18 protein-coding genes are annotated in these 18,296 nt (G+C 72.6%); 6 read left to right on the top strand and 12 right to left on the bottom strand.

All coding sequences use genetic code 11. The features are described from left to right. Positions 1-14: 14 nt before the first annotated feature. Positions 15-1,136 carry an ATP-dependent DNA ligase gene (locus L2K70_RS02785; RefSeq protein ID WP_236398660.1) on the top strand — a complete coding sequence of 374 codons (1,122 nt, stop codon included), beginning with the start codon at positions 15-17 and terminating at the stop codon, positions 1,134-1,136. Next, complete coding sequence (locus L2K70_RS02780) at positions 1,133-1,735, top strand: hypothetical protein (RefSeq protein ID WP_236398657.1); 603 nt, start codon at positions 1,133-1,135, stop codon at positions 1,733-1,735. The genes L2K70_RS02785 and L2K70_RS02780 overlap by 4 nt, the downstream gene beginning before the upstream one ends. A 107-nt stretch (positions 1,736-1,842) precedes the next feature. Here L2K70_RS02780 and L2K70_RS02775 read toward each other — a convergent pair whose 3' ends face one another. After that, positions 1,843-2,946 (bottom strand): sulfotransferase family protein, encoded by a 1,104-nt coding sequence (locus L2K70_RS02775; RefSeq protein WP_236398654.1) that lies wholly within the window; start codon positions 2,944-2,946, stop codon positions 1,843-1,845. A 120-nt stretch (positions 2,947-3,066) separates the two neighbouring features. Between L2K70_RS02775 and L2K70_RS02770 the strand changes: the two genes are divergently transcribed. Beyond that, a complete protein-coding gene (locus tag L2K70_RS02770; RefSeq protein ID WP_236398652.1) occupies positions 3,067-5,790 on the top strand; it encodes a stealth family protein in 2,724 nt (907 codons plus the stop codon). A 98-nt stretch (positions 5,791-5,888) separates the two neighbouring features. Here L2K70_RS02770 and L2K70_RS02765 read toward each other — a convergent pair whose 3' ends face one another. Then, positions 5,889-6,986 carry a DNA polymerase domain-containing protein gene (locus tag L2K70_RS02765; protein WP_236398649.1) on the bottom strand — a complete coding sequence of 366 codons (1,098 nt, stop codon included), beginning with the start codon at positions 6,984-6,986 and terminating at the stop codon, positions 5,889-5,891. An 18-nt stretch (positions 6,987-7,004) separates the two neighbouring features. Next, on the bottom strand, positions 7,005-7,868 hold the full coding sequence (locus L2K70_RS02760) for a hypothetical protein (RefSeq protein ID WP_236398646.1): 864 nt from the start codon (positions 7,866-7,868) through the stop codon (positions 7,005-7,007). An 83-nt stretch (positions 7,869-7,951) separates the two neighbouring features. Here L2K70_RS02760 and msrB point away from each other — a divergent pair, with 83 nt between their 5' ends. After that, complete coding sequence (gene msrB / locus L2K70_RS02755; protein ID WP_236398643.1) at positions 7,952-8,347, top strand: peptide-methionine (R)-S-oxide reductase MsrB; 396 nt, start codon at positions 7,952-7,954, stop codon at positions 8,345-8,347. A gap of 3 nt (positions 8,348-8,350) precedes the next feature. On the opposite strand, the gene L2K70_RS02750 is transcribed toward msrB, so the two are convergent. From L2K70_RS02750 to hemG, 5 genes are all read right to left on the bottom strand, one after another. Beyond that, positions 8,351-9,229 (bottom strand): hypothetical protein, encoded by an 879-nt coding sequence (locus tag L2K70_RS02750; RefSeq protein WP_236398640.1) that lies wholly within the window; start codon positions 9,227-9,229, stop codon positions 8,351-8,353. Between the two features lie 76 nt (positions 9,230-9,305). Further along, on the bottom strand, positions 9,306-9,722 hold the full coding sequence (locus tag L2K70_RS02745) for a rhodanese-like domain-containing protein (protein WP_236398637.1): 417 nt from the start codon (positions 9,720-9,722) through the stop codon (positions 9,306-9,308). Then, a complete protein-coding gene (locus L2K70_RS02740; RefSeq protein WP_236398634.1) occupies positions 9,719-10,201 on the bottom strand; it encodes a cysteine dioxygenase in 483 nt (160 codons plus the stop codon). Before L2K70_RS02740 ends, L2K70_RS02745 begins: the two co-directional genes overlap by 4 nt. A 98-nt stretch (positions 10,202-10,299) precedes the next feature. Further along, entirely contained in the window at positions 10,300-11,025 is a 726-nt protein-coding gene (gene hemQ, locus L2K70_RS02735; protein WP_236398631.1) for a hydrogen peroxide-dependent heme synthase, read from the bottom strand. Between the two features lie 4 nt (positions 11,026-11,029). Further along, complete coding sequence (gene hemG / locus L2K70_RS02730; protein WP_236398628.1) at positions 11,030-12,379, bottom strand: protoporphyrinogen oxidase; 1,350 nt, start codon at positions 12,377-12,379, stop codon at positions 11,030-11,032. A 22-nt stretch (positions 12,380-12,401) separates the two neighbouring features. On the opposite strand from hemG, the gene L2K70_RS02725 reads away from it, so the two are divergent. After that, positions 12,402-13,439 (top strand): NYN domain-containing protein, encoded by a 1,038-nt coding sequence (locus L2K70_RS02725; protein ID WP_236398625.1) that lies wholly within the window; start codon positions 12,402-12,404, stop codon positions 13,437-13,439. A 57-nt stretch (positions 13,440-13,496) separates the two neighbouring features. Further along, positions 13,497-14,450, top strand: a complete 954-nt coding sequence (locus tag L2K70_RS02720) for a DUF4349 domain-containing protein (protein ID WP_236398622.1) — start codon at positions 13,497-13,499, stop codon at positions 14,448-14,450. A gap of 59 nt (positions 14,451-14,509) precedes the next feature. Here L2K70_RS02720 and L2K70_RS02715 read toward each other — a convergent pair whose 3' ends face one another. The 4 genes from L2K70_RS02715 to L2K70_RS02700 are packed head-to-tail and all read right to left on the bottom strand — an operon-like array spanning position 14,510 to position 18,130. Beyond that, positions 14,510-15,853, bottom strand: a complete 1,344-nt coding sequence (locus L2K70_RS02715) for an MFS transporter (protein WP_236398618.1) — start codon at positions 15,851-15,853, stop codon at positions 14,510-14,512. Then, a complete protein-coding gene (locus tag L2K70_RS02710) occupies positions 15,850-16,449 on the bottom strand; it encodes a flavin reductase family protein (RefSeq protein ID WP_236398617.1) in 600 nt (199 codons plus the stop codon). The genes L2K70_RS02715 and L2K70_RS02710 overlap by 4 nt, the downstream gene beginning before the upstream one ends. After that, positions 16,446-16,967, bottom strand: coding sequence for an NADPH-dependent FMN reductase (locus L2K70_RS02705; RefSeq protein ID WP_236398613.1), 522 nt, complete (start codon positions 16,965-16,967; stop codon positions 16,446-16,448). Before L2K70_RS02705 ends, L2K70_RS02710 begins: the two co-directional genes overlap by 4 nt. Continuing rightward, entirely contained in the window at positions 16,964-18,130 is a 1,167-nt protein-coding gene (locus L2K70_RS02700; protein ID WP_236398610.1) for an LLM class flavin-dependent oxidoreductase, read from the bottom strand. The genes L2K70_RS02705 and L2K70_RS02700 overlap by 4 nt, the downstream gene beginning before the upstream one ends. Positions 18,131-18,296: the final 166 nt, after the last annotated feature.

The raw sequence follows: 18,296 nt of genomic DNA, 5'->3' as shown, positions 1-18,296 counted from the left end.
CTAGGCTCGATCGCGTGGACCTGCCTGTCATGCCGCCCGTGCAGCCGATGCTCGCGAAGAGCGTCAGCGGGGTGCCGGACCCGGCGAAGCACGGCGGCCTGAGCTTCGAGCCGAAGTGGGACGGCTTCCGCTGCCTGGTGTTCAAGGACGGCGACGAGGTCGAGCTGGCCAGCCGCAACACCAAGCCGCTCACCCGCTACTTCCCCGAGGTCGTCGAGGCCTGCCGCGACCAGCTGCCCGACCGGGTCGTGCTCGACGGGGAGATCTTCGTCGGCCTGCAGGGGCCCGACGGGTGGCGGCTGGAGTTCGAGACCCTGCAGGAGCGCATCCACCCCGCGGCCAGCCGCGTCGACAAGCTCGCGGTCGAGACCCCGGCCGGCTTCGTCGCCTTCGACCTGCTCGCGCTCGGCGACGAGTCCTTCATCGATCGCCCGCTCTCGGAACGGAGGGCCGCGCTCGTCGAGGCGCTCGGCCACCTCGACGGAGCCGGGCCGTGCTTCCTCACCCGCACCACCGAGGACCCCGCCGAGGCCGAGCGATGGTTCGAGGAGTTCGAGGGCGCGGGGCTCGACGGTGTCGTCGCCAAGCCGCTCGGGTCGCCGTACGAGCCCAACAAGCGCACCATGCTCAAGATCAAGCACGAGCGCACCGCCGACGTCGTCCTCGCCGGTTACCGCGAGCACAAGACGTCCACCCCCGAGGAGCCGCTGATCGGCTCCCTGCTCCTCGGGCTGTACGACGACGACGGCGAGCTGCAGCACATCGGCGTGTCCGCCAGCTTCACCGCCAAGCGGCGGGCCGAGCTCTGGCACGAGCTGCAGCCGCTGGTCTGCGACATCGCGGACCACCCGTGGGGTCGGTGGAACGAGTTCCTCACCGCCAACCCCGACCGCGTCCCCGGCACCCAGAGCCGGTGGAGCGCGGGCAAGGACCTCGGGTTCACCGCGCTGCGCCCGGAGCGGGTGCTCGAGGTGAAGTACGACCACATGGAGGGCCGACGGTTCCGCCACACGGCCCACTTCAAGAGGTGGCGCACCGACCGTGACCCGGAGAGCTGCGGATACGGTCAGCTCGACGAGCCGGCCGGCTACGACCTCACCCGAATCCTGAGCACCGACCCCGGAGGCGCATCATGAGCGACACCGACACCCCGCACGACGACGACTCCATCCACGACGACTCCATCCACGACGGCGTCGGCACCTATGACGTGGTGCTCCTCGTCGAGCAGGCCCTCTCCCCCGCCGACGCGGCCCAGGTCCGCTCGCTCCACGCGGAGATCGAGGACCAGGTCGTCTACCACGTGCTCCTCCCCCTCGAGGACGCCGCGGCCCGCATCGAGGCCTCGATGGGCACCCTCGGGGCCGGCGACCTGATGGCCGCGCCCGCCCTCGCGATGAACGACGTCGACATCGAGGCGCTGCGCAAGGACTGCGAGGACACCTCCAACGCCGAGCTCAGGCAGACGATCGCCGCGATCACCGCGGCCGGCGGCCAGGCCCGCGGCGCCGTCACCTCGGAGCCACCGGTCGACGCCCTCGCCGCGCTGGTCGGCGCGGTCGACGCCCGCGAGGCGATCATCCTCACCCGGCCCCACGTCGTCGCCGAGTTCTTCCACGTCGACTGGACCTCGCGCGCCCGCCGCAAGCTCGGCGTACCGGTCCTGCACCTGATCGAGCACGAGAACTTCGACGAGCAGGTCTCCGGCCAGGGCGAGGGCGTCAGCGGCCTCTGAGCCGGCCGCGCTCGTGGGTCGTCAGGCTTTCGCTCGACGTTGTCAGGCGTTGCAACGGCCGACAACGTCAGTGATCCCCGGTCAGCCTGGGATCACCGATCGGCGGATCAGCGGCGGGTGAGGCGGCGCACGACGGCGCGGCGCAGGATCGCGGCGGCCTCGCGGCCACCAACGGCGGGGGCACCTGCTGACCCGAAGGATTCCCGGCGCGCCTCGGCGAGCTCGCGGCGCAGCTGCTGGACGGTCGCGCGCTGGGCGTCGCGGGCCTCGCGGCCGGCGAGGGTCGACTCGGCCTTGGTGTGGTCGAAGGTGAGGGCGACGGCCTCGGCGTAGCGGGCGTCGTAGTCGTCGTGGATCCGGTCGAGCGCGGCGAGGGTGTCGGGGTCCTGCGGCTCCTCGGTCAGGACACCGAGCAGCTGCCAGACCTGCTCGGCGGTGTCGCGCAGCCAGTCCGGGGTGCGTACGTCGTCCCAGGTCAGCTGCGACTTGCGCATCGACGGCTCGATGAAGTCGTCGACCGGGTGGTGCTCGCGCTGGCCGGGAGGGGAGGAGAGGTCGGCGTTCAAGAACAGCTCGAGCTGCTCCTGCACGGGCGCGAGCGCCGAGCGCCAGTCCGCGAGCAGGTCGACGTAGCGCACGAAGGAGCGCTTGCGCCCGCGGCCGGCCTGCTCGGTGAGCAGAGCGGCGTGCACCCAGCCGGCGACGTTGGACGTCTCCTTGGTCAGCCGCAGGTCGTCGGACTGCGACGAGAGGTAGGCGATGTCGCGCGAGCCGACCACCTCCGCGGGGTGGCGCAGCGCGGTCAGCCAGCGCAGGTCGGCGTCGAGCTCGGCGCTGACGTCCTCCCAGACCTTGGCGAACCAGAAGGCGTGCGGGTCCTTGACGACGATCTGCGCCTGACCTCGTTCGGGTGCCTGCAGCTGGCCGGCGAGCCACTCCCGGAGCTCGGCGCTGGGGACGCCCGAGTCGACGTACGCCGCCACGAGGTCGACCGCGGCGGGCCGGCTGTCGATGTTGAAGAGCGCGAGCTCGCGGAGGTGGCGCTTGTGGAAGTCGATCACCCACTGCGGCTCGTAGAACCCGCGCGGGTTGGTCTCCGAGGCCTCGACCTCGGGCTGCGGGACGTGGAGTCCGAGGCGCTTGAGGGTGCCCGCCAGGGAGCTGGTGCCGCTGCGACCGGAACCGGAGACCAGGACCAGGGGGGTGGGCATGCGGGTCACCCTATCGGCCGTCGGCGGCCCCCCTAGGATCGTGGCGACGAGGCTCCCGACGACAGGACTGAGGCGCACGTGGCTCTGGGCGACAGGCTGGGTGGGAAGGTGCGGTCGGTCGTGCGGCGCGCCCGCCGCGACGGCCCCCTCGACATCGTCTTCGTGCTCTTCAACGCCGACGGCATGGGCGGCACCGCCCGCTCCGGCATCGAGCAGGCCAACGCCCTCCTCGCGCTCGGCGAGGGCCACCGGGTCCGCATCCTCAGCGTCTGGCGCAGCGGCGACACGACCCACTACCCGCTGGCCGACGGGCTCGAGGTCACCTACCTCGTCGACGTGCGCGGCGGGCGGGCCACCGCGGTCGCCGGCCGACATCCCGACGGCGTCGCCCACGAATTGGCACAGCGCGAGTCGGTGATCGTGCCGCGCTCGTGGGACGCCCTCTACAACGGCCTGACCGACGCCACGATGCGCGAGGCGCTCGGCTCGATCGAGGCCGACGTGCTCGTCACCACGACCCCCGAGCTGCTGGCCGTCGTCGCCCAGCTGGCGCCCGACGACGTCGCCCTCGTCCACCAGGAGCACCGCGCGTCGTCGGCACGGGTCAACGACCTCGGCGCGCTGCTCGAGTTCGCCCCGCGCGCCGACATCGTGGTGTCGCTGACCGAGTCGATGTCGCGCTGGCTCGCCGGCCGGCTCGGCGGTGCGGCGCCCGAGCTGCTCGTCATCCCCAACCCGCTCCCCGGCACTCCGCAGCCGCGCTCCTCCCTCGACCAGAAGACGTTCGTCACCGCCGGCCGGCTCGCGCCGGAGAAGCAGTTCGAGCACCTCGTCGACGCGTTCTGGCGCATCCACGAGGACATTCCCGGGTGGACCCTCACCATCTGGGGCGACGGCCCGCGCGCCGACAACCTCGCCGCCCAGGTCCGCAAGCTCGGCCTCGAGGACCGCGTGCTCCTGCCCGGCTCGACGCGCGACCTCGCGGCCGAGTGGGCCAGGGCGAGCGTCGCCGTCCTCGCCTCGCGCGGCGAGGGCTACCCGCTCGTGCTCCAGGAGGCCATGTCGGCAGGCGTGCCGCCGGTGTCGTACGACTGCCCCTCCGGCCCGCGCGAGATGATCACCCACGACGTCGACGGACTGCTGGTCCCGCCCGCCTCCAAGGCCGCGATGGCTGCTGCGATGCTGCGGATGGCCACCGACGACGACCTCCGCTCGCGCCTCGGCGCCGCCGCGCTCGCCCGCTCGGAGCAGTGGGACGGCCAGCGGCTCGCCCGGCGGTGGGTGGACACGTTCCGCCGCGCGGTCGAGCGCCGCGCCGACCCGCTCGCACCGCGGCGGGTGCTCCACGGGCTGCGCCCGGGACCGCTCGGCGACCTGCCCGAGACCTCGTCCGCGGCCGGCGTCACTCCCGCCGAGGCGCGTACGACGACGCTGCGGGTGCTCACCTCCGCCGCCTCGGCTGCCGGGGACGACTGGTTCGTGGTGCCCGCGCGTGGCCTCGACCCGCACCCGGTGGTCGTCGTGCCGTCGTCGCGCCGCCAGGCCTTCCTCACCGCCCTCGCGGCGGCGCCGGTGCCCGACTGGCTGTCGGTCCGCGACCCCGCCGAGCGCGGGTGGCACGAGCGTCGCGGCACAGTCGCGGCGATGACCGAGGAGCTGGCCCGCACCCGCACCGCCTCGCTGTTCCTCGAGCCGTGGCCGATGCGCGGCGGCCACGACGGCGTGCTCGGCGAGGGCGTCGAGGTCGGCGTGCAGTTCTGGGAGGAGTCGCCCGACGGCGACCTCTTCGCCCCGAGCCTCAACAGGTACGGCGACCGGGTGCCGGCCGGCACGCCGCGCACCACCACCACCGTCGAGGGCGTCGACGTGCCCACCCTCGAGCTGATGGCGCTGCCGACCGTCGACGACGTGCGCTTCGACGTCGACGTCGTCTACACCTGGGTCGACGGTGACGACGAGGAGTGGCTGGCCGCCCGCGACCGGCGCATCGTCGACACCGGCGGGACCCCCGACGAGCGGGCCGGCGGCGCGCAGCGCTACACGAGCCGCGACGAGCTGCGCTACTCGATGCGCAGCCTCCACCTCTTCGCGCCGTGGGTGCGCCGGATCCACCTCGTCACCGCGGGCCAGGTGCCGTCGTGGCTCGACACGTCGCACGAGCGGATCCGGGTCGTCGACCACCGGGACGTCCTGCCCGCGTCGGCGCTCCCGACCTTCAGCTCGCACGCGATCGAGACGCGCCTGCACGCCGTGCCCGACCTCGCCGACCACTTCATCTACGTCAACGACGACGTCTTCCTGGGCCGGCCCCGGCGGCCAGGGCACTTCTTCGCGCCCGGCGGGCAGTACGCCGCCTTCGTCGCCGACCACCGCGCCGTCGGCCTCGCCGGCACCGACGACCGGCCCTACCTGACCGCCGCGCAGAACAACCGCCGTGTGCTCGCCGACGCGTTCGGGGTCGCGCTGACGCAGACGATGATGCACAGCCCGCACCCCCAGCGTCGTTCGACGCTCGAGGAGATCGCGGCCCGCTTCCCCGAGGAGGTCGAGCGGACGACGAACGCGCCGTTCCGCTCCGCGACCGACCTGTCCCTGCTGTCGTCGTTCGCGCAGAACTACGGCCTCATCACCGGCCAGGCCTTCCGCGCGAGCGCCCACCACGGCTACGTCGACCTCGGCCACCAGCAGCTGCCGGCCCAGCTCAAGCAGATGCTCAAGCGCGACCGCGACTTCTTCTGCATCGCCGACAACATGCTCTCGGCCTTCGACGACCACCGCGCCGACGCCATGCTCCACGAGTTCCTCGAGCAGTACTTCCCGATCCCGGCCCCCTGGGAACGCTGACTCCCGCTGGTCGAGGAGGTCGCGCAGCGACCGTCACGAGACCTGGTTCTCGGTCTCGTGACGGGACTTCGTCCCTCCTCGACCAGCGGGAGGTTCGCTCAGTCGGCGATCCGGTTGCCGTCGGAGTCCCAGTGCGACTCGACCTTCTTCGACGGCTGCACGCGGGGCGGCTCGCCGGGCATCTTCGGGTGGTCGGGCGGGAAGTTGAGCTCGACGGGGTGCTCCTCCCAGAGGTCGAGGAGCGGCTGGAGCGAGTGGTGGACGTCGTCGATCGCAGCCCACGGGTCACCTTCGGAGGCGAGCCGCTCGGGGACGGTGAAGAGGTTGAGCTCGGCCGGTGAGGTCAGCCCGGCCAGCTCGTCCCAGGCCAGTGGCGTCGAGACGGGCGCGCCGGGGATCGGGCGCAGGGAGTAGGCCGACGCGATCGTGCGGTCGCGGGTGTTCTGGTTGAAGTCGACGAAGATCCGCTCGCCGCGCTCCTCCTTCCACCACGCCGTCGTGACGCCGTCGTCCCGCTTCTCCAGCTCGCGGCCGAAGGCGATCGCGGCGTGGCGGACCGCGGCGAAGTCCCACTCGGGCGAGATCCGCACGTAGACGTGGATGCCGCGGTTGCCGGACGTCTTCGCGAAGCCCGTCATCCCGAGGTCGGCCAGCAGCTCGCGCGCCACCCCCGCCACCCGTACGGCGTCGCCGAAGCCCGTGCCGGGCTGCGGGTCCAGGTCGATCCGCAGCTCGTCGGGGTGGTCGCCCCACGAATCAGACGCAGCGGTACGACGGACGGGCCAGGGGTGGAAGGTCAGCGTGCCCATGTGCGCGCACCACACCGGCACGGCGATCTCGGTCGGGCAGATCTCGTCTGCGGTCCGGCCCGACGGGAAGGTGATGGTGGCCGTCTCGAGGTAGTCGGGAGCCCCCTTCGGCACCCGCTTCTGGTAGAACGCGTCGGCGTTGCGGTCCTGCGGCCCGGTCGCGAGCCTCATCCCGGGGCGGACCCCGGAGGTCCACCGCTCGAGCGCCGTCGGGCGGTCGCGCAGCGCGCGCATCAGGCCGTCCTCGACGCTCGCGAAGTACTCCGCGACCATCAGCTTGGTCACCTCGCCGGTGGTCTCCGTCGCCTCGTAGATGACGCGGTCGGGCGAGGAGACGCGGACCTCGCGGTCGCCGGCCCGCACCATCACCGGCTTCGCTGCTGCCATGCCCCGACCCTAGTCGCGTCAGCCGACAGGCTGGAGGTTCGAGTCGACGACCACCACGCCCTCGCCGAACGCCTGGTCCACCCACCGCTGGATGGACCCGTCGTCGTTCAGCACGACCAGGTCGACCTGGTTGTCGGTGTTGCCGCTCCCGACCTCGTTCATCCCGGGGACGTCGAGCAGCGCGTGCTGGACCCTGCGCAGCTCGCGGTAGGAGTGGTGGACGCGGCTCACGCAGAGCATCCCGCCCCACACCTCGCGCAGCGCGGCCTCCGACGCCGACACGTCCCCGGCGACGAGCACGGTGAGCACGGTGCTCCCCGGGTCGCGCGGGCCGGGCCTGCCGTCCGGGGTGCTGACGACGGCGAGGGCGTAGCCGTCGAGGTCCTGGGCTGCCGCGGTGGCCGCGCCGAGGTCATCCGCACCCGAGCGCGACGGGGCCACCACCTGCCACCCACCGTCGGGCGTCGGGCAGGGGATCTCGAAGTCCCACTCGTAGGGCGCCGGCTCCGGCTGGCTGGCCGCGTCGACGGCGAAGGTGTGGCCGTCGAACGTGCCGACCAGCTGGAAGTTGCCCCACCGCACCCCGTCCTGCTCCTCGACGTCCCAGGTCGGGTCCCACTCCCATCCGGTGATCGCGATCGCGGAGCACGTCGGCGGCGAGACGTCCTGCCAGTTGCCGTTCTGGCACGCGTGCGGGCCTGAGCCGTCGTCGGTGACGAGGAGCGAGAAGGTGGTGGTCACCGTGCCGGAGGCCGGCGGCACCGCCGTCGGGCTCGACACCGGGATCGCAGGCGTCTCCTCCGTTCGGGGCGACGACGACCCGTCGCCGCACCCGGTCGCGAGCACCGCCACCGCGCCAACCACGAGCCACGTCCCCCTCATGGCGACACGGTGCCGCACGCGGACGTCGTACGACCACGGGTGTGCGCGAATCGTGACCTTCCGTCGCTCCGTAAACTGGAGCCATGGCCTACGACGTGCAGAAGACCGACGAGCAGTGGCGCGAGGAGCTGACCCCGGAGGAGTACGCCGTCCTCCGGCAGGCGGGCACCGAGCGCGCGTTCACCGGCGAGTACACCGACACCGAGACCGAGGGCACCTACTCCTGCAAGGCCTGCGGCTCCGAGCTGTTCACGAGCGACACGAAGTTCCACTCCGGCTGCGGCTGGCCGAGCTTCTACCAGCCGATGACCGACACGGTGGAGTACATCGAGGACAACTCGCACGGCATGAAGCGCGTCGAGGTCCGCTGCGCCACGTGCGGCTCGCACCTCGGCCACGTCTTCCCCGACGGCTTCGGCACGCCCACCGGCGACCGCTACTGCATCAACTCGATCGCCATCACGCTCAAGGAGAAGTGACGCCTACTCCGCCGGTTCGAGGGCGGAGCTGACCCGCACGAGGCCGTCGCCCCACGTGGCGTCCGCCCAGTCCTGGATGGACCCGTCGTCGAAGACGACCGTCGCGTCGAGCGAGTCCGGCGAGGTGGACCCGCTGCTCAGCAGCTGGTCGCCGAGCGCCACCTGGAGCTCCTGGTTGACCGCGTTGAGCTCGGCGTCGGTCCTCTCGACGGTGGTCACGCAGAGCCGGCCGCCCCAGGTCTTGCGGAGCTCCGCCTCGGCACCGTCGGGGTCGTCGGTGACGGCGACGCTGATGATGCCCTCGCTCAGCCACGAGGTGGCGTACGACGGCAGCGCGGAGGCCGCGGCGAGGGTGGCGTCGAGGTCCTCGGGGCTCGCCTTGTCCGCGTCGACCACGGTCGCGTCGTCGCACGCGGGCTCCAGGCCTCCGGCCCCGGGCTCGAGGATCGTGTCGTAGAGCGCGGCCGGGATGGACTCGGTGACGGTGAAGGTCGTGCCGTCCCACGTCCCGGTGACGTTGTACTGCCCCCACGTCACGCCCGCGGCCTTCTCCGCGCCGACGTCACCGAACTCGAAGCCCTCGAGCGCAGGACCGCCGCACTGGGGCGGGTACGACTCGGCGACCGCACCGAGGCAGAGCTCGGGGCCGTCGCCGGAGTCGAGGACGGTGACCAGCCCTTGCGTGCGCACCGTCCCGTCGGGGACCGGGGTCGGAGCCCCCGTCGGTGAGCCCGTCGACGACGGCTCACCGGACGCCGCCGGATCGACCGCCTGGTCGACCGCCCCGGCGCCGTCCCCCTCGGTGCCGCAGGCGGTGAGGAGGGCGAGGGCGGTGACGGACAGGGCGAGGGCAGCCGGGGACAGTCGGCGTGAGGACGTCATGGTCCTCCGACGGTAGTCGCCGGTGTCGCGTTCCCGGCCGACCCACGACGGCCGGGAGCGGCACACCGGAGGATGCTCAGCGCACGCGGTCGGGGCACGCGGTCGGCAGGTGGGCCTCCCGCCACGCCTTGAAGCCGCCCACGACGTCGGTCGCATCGAGGCCGAGGCTGCGGAGCGCGTCGGCGGCCAGGCTCGAGGTGTAGCCCTCCTGGCACAGCACCAGGATCCGGGCGTCGGACGACGCCTCCGGCAGGCGGGCGTCGGAGCGGGGGTCGAAGCGCCACTCGAGCACGTTGCGCTCGACGACCAGCGGCCCCAGCGCCGGGCTCACCTCGCCCTCCTCGGCGCGCTGCGCGGCGGGCCGGATGTCGACCAGGAGCGCGCCGTCCAGCGCCTCGCGGTAGGCCGTCTCCACGTCGATGCGGTCCAGGCGCGACCGCGCGTCGGCGAGCAGCGCGTCGACGCCGTCGTACCGAGGCGGGGCCGAGGTCACCACGTCTCGTCCCGCTTCTCGACGCTGGTCACCTGCAGCCGGCCGCGCACCAGCTCGTAGCGCGTCATCGCGGCGAGCCCGGGCGCGTAGGCGTGCAGGGACACAGCGGGACGGACGCCGTGGTTGATGACGTCGTGGATGTGGCTGCCACCGAACTCCCGCACCCCGGGCGACTGCAAGGTGGTGGCGGTGGCGACCCCGGTCCAGACGTACTCGGTGAGCTGGCCCTCGAGCACGACGAACGCACCTGCGGCGCTGCCGTGGTCGTGCCAGCCGGTGCTCGAGCCGGCCGGCCAGGTGATCAGCCAGATGTCGGCCTCGACGCCGTGCTCGACGCGGACCCAGGTGCGCTCCGGGACGGTGAGGTCGACGAGGGCGAGCGGGTCGTGGGTGCTGAGGTACTGGGCGAGCGCCGCGCGGGCGGTGTGCGACGTCGCGCGCGGGCGCACCGTGGCCGGGCTGGGGAAGGTGGCGGTCATGCTGGCTCCTTAGAACAATGTCGAGTGACTTACTCTACATTGCTCGACGAGCCGGACACGCCGTCCGACGACACGAGTTCCCGGGCGCCGGTGACAGGTCAGGGCAGGCGCGCGATGAGGTCCGCGGCGGACACCCGGGCGCCGGTGTAGAAGGGCACCTCCTCGCGCACGTGACGCCGGGCGTCGGAGGCGCGCAGGTCGCGCATCAGGTCGACGATGCGGTGCAGCTCGTCGGCCTCGAAGGCGAGGATCCACTCGTAGTCGCCGAGGGCGAAGGACGCGACCGTGTTGGCCCGCACGTCGGCGTAGCCGCGCGCCTGCTGGCCGTGCTGCGCGAGCATCCGGCGGCGCTCGGCGTCGTCGAGGAGGTACCACTCGTAGGAACGGACGAACGGGTAGACGCAGATGTGGGCTCGGGGCTCCTCGTCGGCGAGGAACGCCGGGATGTGCGACTTGTTGAACTCGGCCGGGCGGTGGAGGGCCATCTGCGACCAGACGGGGACCAGCCGGCTGCCGAACGTCGTGCGGCGGAAGGCGTTGTAGGCGTACTGCAGGTCCTCGGAGTCCGCGGCGTGCCACCACACCATCACGTCCGCGTCGGCGCGCAGGCCGCTGACGTCGTACAGCCCCCGGACGACGACACCCTGCTCGGCGAGCGAGGAGAAGAGCGCCTCCACCTCGAGCGCGTCGGCGTCGCGGTCGGCCTGGCCGATGACGTCGCGGAGGCGGAAGACCGACCACATCGTGTAGCGGATGGTCTCGTTGAGCTCGCGGGTGCGGGCGGCGTTGGTCTGCTCGGCGGGCTGGTCGGGGGCGTCGCTCATGCCTTCATTGTGCCTGCGTGAGCGAGGCCACAGCGCGGCGGGCGGACCCGATCACCGCCGGGATGCCGACGCCGTCGTACGCCGCCCCGCAGACGGCGAGCCCGGGCAGGTCGGCGACGGCGGCGCGGATCCGGGCGACCCGGTCGAGGTGGCCGACGGCGTACTGCGGGAGTGCGCCGCCCCACCGCTGGACGTGGGTGTCGACGGGCCGGGCGGTGATGCCCGCCAGGGCGGCGAGGTCGGCGAGGGAGACCCGCACGAGCCCCTCGTCCGCGGCCTGGAGCGTCGCCTCCTCGCCGTGCCGACCGAGCGAGGTGCGCAGCACCACGACGTCGCGGTCGAGGTCGCGGACCCAGGCCCACTTGGCGAAGGAGAACGTCGCGGCCTTGATGGCGCGCTGCTCGACCGGTGGCACCAGGAAGCCCGAGCGGTCGAACAGGCTGTCGGGCACGTCCTGGGCGCGGAAGGCGAGCGTCACGACGGCGACACTGGCCGTCTCGACGGCGGCGAGCTCGGCCGCCGCAGTCGGCACGACGTCCGCGAGCAGGCGCGCGGTGGGTGCGGCCGGGGTCGCCAGCACGAGCGCGTCCGCCTCGAGGGTCTCGGCGTGCGTGGTCGGACCGACGGTGAGCGACCAGCCGTGGTCCGTGCGCCGCAGCGCGCGGACAGTGGCGGACGTCCGGACCTCGAAGCCACCGCGATCGACGACCAGGCCCGGCAGCCGGCCCATCCCGCCGGGGACGGTGGCGAAGACGGGAGCGGTCGAGGCGGGGAGGCCGGCGGCCTGGTCGAGGAGCCCGCCCCGGCGGGCCATCGCGAGCAGCTGCGGCACCGCGGCCGCGGCCGAGATGCGGCGGGCGTGGCCGGCGTACACACCTCCGAGGAGCGGCTCGACCAAGCGGTCGACGACCTCGTCGCCGAGCCGGGACCCGACGAGGTCGCCCACGGACACGTCCTCGTCCACCTCGGTGGGCTCCTCGGCCGACGCCCGGGCGAGTCCCTCCGGGCTGAGCACCCCGCTGGCGGCGAGCTGGTCGTGGTCGAGGGGGACGCCCATCAGCGAGCGCGGAAGCGTGCGCAGCGCTCCGCGCGACCAGACGGCGGAGGCGGCGGCCGTCGGGTGGAGCACCTCGGTGCCGAGCTCGGCCGCCAGGTCGAGACCCTCGGGGCGACGGGCCAGCATCGCCTCGGCGCCGACGTCGACCGGCAGCCCGGCCACCTCGGCGGTGCGGAGCTTGCCGCCGACCCGCGGCGACGACTCGAGCAGCAGCACCTCGCGCCCGGCGGCGGCGAGCCCGCGGGCCGCGACCAGTCCGGCGACTCCCCCACCGACCACCACCACGTCCCACGCCACGTCGTCAGCCTAGGCTGCGGTCATGGAGCCCAGCCCCGGAGCCGACCGGATCGCCGTGATGATCGACGCCGACAACACCCGGCCGGCCTACGCCAACGAGGTGCTGAGCGAGGTCGCGAAGTACGGCAACCCCACGATCCGTCGGGTCTACGGCGACTGGACCAACCCGCACCTGACCCAGTGGTCGCGCAAGCTCAACAGCCTCGGCCTGCGCGCGATGCACCAGAACGCCTTCACCCAGGGCAAGAACTCCACCGACCTCGCCCTCGTCATCGACGCGATGGACCTGCTCTACGACGGCAACGTCGAGGCGTTCGCGCTGGTGACCAGCGACAGCGACTTCACCAGCCTCGCGCACCGGCTCCGCGAGTCCGGCAAGGCGGTCTACGTGCTCGGTGAGAACAAGGCGCCGGAGTCCCTGCGCAACGCCTGCGACAAGTTCATCGACCTCGCCGTCGTGGCGGAGACGCCGCACGCCGCCGAGCCCGACTCCGACGACGCCGACGACGCCCACGAGCCGGCCTCCGCCGAGATCAACCTCGAGAGCGCCCTCACCCGGGCGATCAACGCGGTCGCCGACGACGAAGGCTGGGTGCCGCTCCCCACCCTGGGCAACCAGCTGATCCGGACCCACCCGTCGTTCGACGCGCGCACCTTCGCGGGTCCGGGCGCCCGGCTCAGCACGCTGGTCGCCGACCAGCCCTACCTGGAGACGACCGGGACGGGCAACGCGATGCGCGTACGACGCAAGGGCGCGGGCCGCGCGCCGGCGAAGGCCGCCACCAAGGCCGACCCGAAGGCCGACCCGAAGGCCGACCCGAAGGCCGAGGCCAGGACCGAGCCGAAGGACACGCCCGAGCCCACCGCCACCACGACCCGCAGCACCCGGGCCCGCAAGACCAAGGCGACCAAGGCGACCAAGGCGGCCGAGCCGGTCGAGGCGACGCCCGAGGCCACGCCCGAGGCCACGCCGGAGCCAGCCGTCCCCACGGTCACCACGACGACGCGGGCAGCGAGGAAGGCCGCCACGACGCGGGCGGCAGCAGCCAGGAAGTCCTGAGGGTCACAGTTCCGTCACGGCCGGAACCGGCGTCGACGCGACCGGCGTCGGACGCACATGAGCACTCGTACCCGCGCCTCCGGCCTCCTCCTCGCGATCATCATGACGGCCCCCCTGGCCGCCTGCTCGTCCTCCTCCGACAGCGGCGCCTCGGACGGCGGCGGCTCCGCGTCGTCGGCCGACATGGATGCGGGTAACGGCGTCGGTGCCGAGGCCCCGGGCGGTGCCAGCCGGGACTTCTCCGACAGCGGCGCCACGACGTCGTCGCCGAAGTCGGCCAGCGCGCCGGGCACTCCGCAGATGGAGCGCGCGGTGGTCTCCAGCGGCACCGTGTCGATGTCCAGCAAGGACGTCGCGAAGACCCGCCAGGACGTGCAGAGGATCGTCGACGCGCAGGGCGGGGACATCACCGAGGAGACCAGCGAGTCCGACGACGCCGGCCGGACGTCGTACGCGCGGTTCGTGGTCCGGGTGCCGAGCGGACGGTTCGGCGACGCGATGACCGCCCTCGAGGAGGTCGACGGAGTCGTCGCCTCGAGCCGGGGGTCCGAGGACGTGACGACCCAGGTCATCGACACCGACGTCCGCGTCCGCGCCCAGGAGGCGAGCCTCAAGCGCGTCGAGCTGCTGCTCGCGGAGGCGACGTCGCTGAAGAACCTCATCTGGATCGAGTCCCAGCTGACCACCCGCCAGGCCGAGCTCGACTCGCTGAAGTCGCAGCAGTCCTGGCTCACCGACCAGACCTCGCTGTCGACGATCACCGTCGACATCTCCCGCAAGCACGACGACAAGGCGAGCGTCGTGGAGGACGACGACGCGCCCGCCGGCTTCCTCGACGGGCTGCGCGGCGGGACGAAGGCCCTCGGTGGCACCTTCGCCCTGATCGCGCTGGTCGCCGGGGCGCTGCTGCCCTTCGCCGTCGTGGCCCTCGTGATCGGCGTCCCGGCCTGGCTCGTCGTACGCCGCCGCCGGACGTCGGCCCCGGCCTCGGCCGAGACGCCCGCAGGCTGAGCTCTCGATGAACTTCCACCCGAGCGAGTGGGAGTTCATCGGGACGGGACCGGCGGAGGTCAGACGGACACGGGCTCGCGCGCCGCGGTCTCGTGGCCGAGGTCCTCGCGGTCGAGACCACGACCGCGGGTCTCGGGCAGGAAGCGCGCTGAGACGAGCGAGATCGCCGCGACCAGCACGTTGTAGCCCGCCACCCACCAGAGCGTGCCCTCGCCCTTCGTGACCAGCCACGCCGCGATGAGGGGCGTGAGGCCGGAGGCGAGGATGCCGGAGACCTGGTAGAGCGTGCTGAGCGCGGTGTAGCGGTAGCGGGTGTCGAACAGCTCGGACCAGAAGGCGGCGAGCGGGCCGTAGACGATGCCGTAGATCGCGCCGAGGCCGACGACGAAGACCGCGGAGATCGCCCAGCGGTTCTCGGTCTGGATCAGGTACGCCGCCGGGAAGGCGAACAGCAGGCCGAGCCAGGCGCCCACCCGGTAGACCGGCTTGCGGCCCAGCTTGTCCGACAGCGCCCCGGAGATGGGCACCAGCACGACGCCGAGCGCGGCGCCGACGATGATCGCGTCGAGTGCCCAGGACCGCGGCAGCTCGAGGTTCGTCGCGACGTAGGCCAGCAGGTAGACCGAGAACAGGTTGAACGTGAAGCCCTCGATGAACCGCGTGCCCATGCCCAGCAGCAGCGGCCGCGGCTGCTCGGCGACCAGGTCCTTCAGCGGGATGCGGGAGATCTCCTTGCGCTCCTGCACCTTGGCGAACTCCGGCGTCTCCATGACCGAGAGCCGGATGTAGGCGCCGATGCCGAGCAGCACGATGCTGACGAGGAAGCAGGCCCGCCAGCCCCAGGCGAGGAAGTCCTCCTCCGGCAGGAGACCGGCGAGCGAGAACGCACCGGCCGCGAGGACGAGACCACCCGGTACGCCGATGTGCGCGAAGCTGCCGTAGAAGCCGCGGCGCCGGGGCGGGGCGTACTCGACCGCGAGCAGCACCGCGCCGCCGTACTCGCCGCCGACGCCGATGCCCTGCAGCACGCGCAGCACGACGAGCGCGACGGGCGCCCAGACGCCGATGGAGTCGTAGGTCGGCAGGAGCCCGATGAGGGCCGTGCCGACGCCCATGATGACCAGCGTCAGGAGCAGCATCTGCTTGCGGCCGATCCGGTCGCCGAAGTGGCCGAAGATCAGGCCGCCGACCGGGCGGGCGAAGAAGCCGACGGCGAACGTGGCGAAGGCCGCGAACTGGGCGGCCGGTCCGTCGAGGCCGTTGAAGTAGAGCTTGTCGAACACGACGGCCGCCGCCGTGCCGTAGAGGAAGAAGTCGTACCACTCGATGGTGGCGCCGACGGCGGACGCGAGCGCGACGCGGCGGGGGCTGGGCGCGAGCTCCGTGTTCTTGTGGGTGCTCATGCTGCGTCCTCCTGCTTGTCGGTCGCGCGAGCCTGGTCGGCGCTGCTGTCGACGTCGGCGCCGTTGATCCGGCCGTCGAGGCGGGCGGGGTCGAGGTCGTCGCGGTGGAGCTTGGCGAAGCCGGAGCGGTGGAAGACGAGCGGGTGCTCGCCGTCGCCGCCACCCACCTCGTGGACCTCGAGCAGCACGATCAGGTGGTCGCCGGCGACGACCTCCTGGTGCACCGAGCAGTCGTAGGTCGCGACGGCCTCGTCGAGCAGGACCGAGCCGTTGCCGGTGACGTGGAAGGGCAGGCCGGCGAAGCGCTCCTCGCGCGGTCCCGCGAGCTGGCGGCAGACGGCGTCGTGGTGGTCGGCCAGCACGCTGATGCCGAGGTGGTCGGCCTCGCGCAGCAGCGGCCACGTCGAGCTGGTGGTGGCGATGGAGAAGGACACCAGCGGCGGGTCGATGCTCACCGAGGTGAACGACGACGCGGCGATGCCGGTGAGCTGGCCCTTGACCGACGCCGCGACGGCGACGACGCCGGACGGGAAGGCCCCGAACGCGTCGCGGAGGGTGCGCGGGTCGAGCGCTGGGGTGGACAGGGACTGGGTCATGCGGACACCGCCTGACGGGATCGGGGGTCTGTCGGGATGGGGGACGGGAGGAGCGGCTCGGCGGAGGCGAGCCAGCGGTCGTACGGCGCCGCGTCGGCGTGCTCGGAGTCGAGGACGAACAGGCCCCTCGTCGGCACCGACGCGCCGAGCTCGACGAGCAGGGGGCGCAGGGTGTGCTCGACCGCCAGGGCGTGGACGTCGGCAGCGCCGAGCATGAGCGGGACCGCGGTGACGCCGGCGAGGCCCTGGTGCGGGAACAGGTCGAGGAAGACCTTGAGCAGACCGGTGTAGGTCGCCTTGTAGGTCGGGCTTGCCACCACGACGAGGTCGCTGGCGGCGACCTCCTCGACCAGCTCGCCGACCGTCGAGGACGACCAGTCGAAGAGCTCGCCGGTGTGGTCGGCCAGGTCGATCACCAGGTCGGCGCCGCCGAGCCGGTCGGCCAGGGTGAGCGCGGCCTCGTAGGTGCGGGACACGGGCTTGGGGTTGCCGACGACGACGGCGACACGGGCGCTCACGATGCGGCCTTCTGTCCGCCGAACGGCACCGAGGACCGGCCGCGCGCGGGCGCGGGGTTGGTCCACAGTCCGCGCTTCTCCAGCACCGGCAGGACGCCCTCGCCGAAGTGGTAGGCGCCCTCGAGGTGCGGGTAGGCCGAGAGCACGAACTCGTCGATGCCGACGGCGGCGTACTGCTCGACGAGGTCGGCGACCTCCTCGTGGCTGCCGACCATCGCGGTGCCGGCTCCGCCGCGGACCAGGCCGACGCCGGCCCAGAGGTTCGGGAAGATCTCGAGGCCGTCCTTGCTGCCCTCGTTGAGCGCGAGCATGTTCTTCTGGCCGACGGACTCCGAGCGCTTCAGGCCCTCCTGGACCCGTGCGATGTCCTCGTCGGAGATGCCCGCGAGCAGGCGGTCGGCCTCGGCCCACGCCTCCTCGGACGTGTCGCGGGAGATGACGTGGAGGCGGATCCCGTAGGTCAGCTCACGGCCCTTCTTCTCGGCGAGCTCGGTGATCCACCGGACCTTCTTCTCCACGGCGGCCGGCGGCTCGCCCCACGTCAGGTAGACGTCGGCGTGCTCGGCCGCGACCTCGCCGGCGGCGGGCGACGAGCCGCCGAAGTAGATCCCCGGGATGGGGTCGGGCAGCTGCTGGAGCCTGGCCTGGTCGACGCGCAGGTGCTTCCCGGCGTACGTCACCTCCTCCCCCGTCCAGAGCCGGCGCACGATCGAGAGGAACTCGCCGCACCGCTCGTAACGCCCGTCCTTGTCGAGGAAGTCGCCGTACGCCCGCTGCTCGTGGGACTCGCCTCCAGTGACGACGTTGAGGAGCAGGCGGCCCTCGGTGAGGTTCTGGAAGGTCGCGGCCATCTGAGCGGCCAGCGTCGGGGAGGTGAGTCCCGGGCGGAACGCGACGAGGAACTTCAGGCGCTCCGAGAGCGGGGCGAGCATGGCGGTCGTGAGCCAGGCGTCCTCGCACCACGCACCGGTCGGGGTCAGTGCCGCCTCGAAGCCGAGCTGCTCGGCGCTGCGGGCGATCTGGCCGAGGTAGGGCACGCTCGCGGGCCGGCCCGCGTTGCCGTGCTCGACGCCGTGGCCGCCGCTGACGACCTGCCGGCCGTCTCCGCCGTTGGTGGGCAGGAACCAGTGGAACTTCATCGCCGTCCTCTCACGAGCCTTCACGCACTTAATCTCTATTGATCTTGTAGACAAACGTAGCAGCGGTCGACCCCCTCGCCGCACACCGTCGCCCGCGGGGATGTCGAGGGGGTGACAGGTGCTGCCTTGCAGGCAGAGCCGCCACCCCGGTCGACACGCGGACCTGTCGGACGACCGGTTCCGCCGTTTT

The sequence above is a fragment of the Nocardioides potassii genome, assembly GCF_021648885.1.
GTDB classification, from domain to species: domain Bacteria; phylum Actinomycetota; class Actinomycetes; order Propionibacteriales; family Nocardioidaceae; genus Nocardioides; species Nocardioides potassii.
This window is presented reverse-complemented; position numbering and strand designations above follow the sequence as displayed.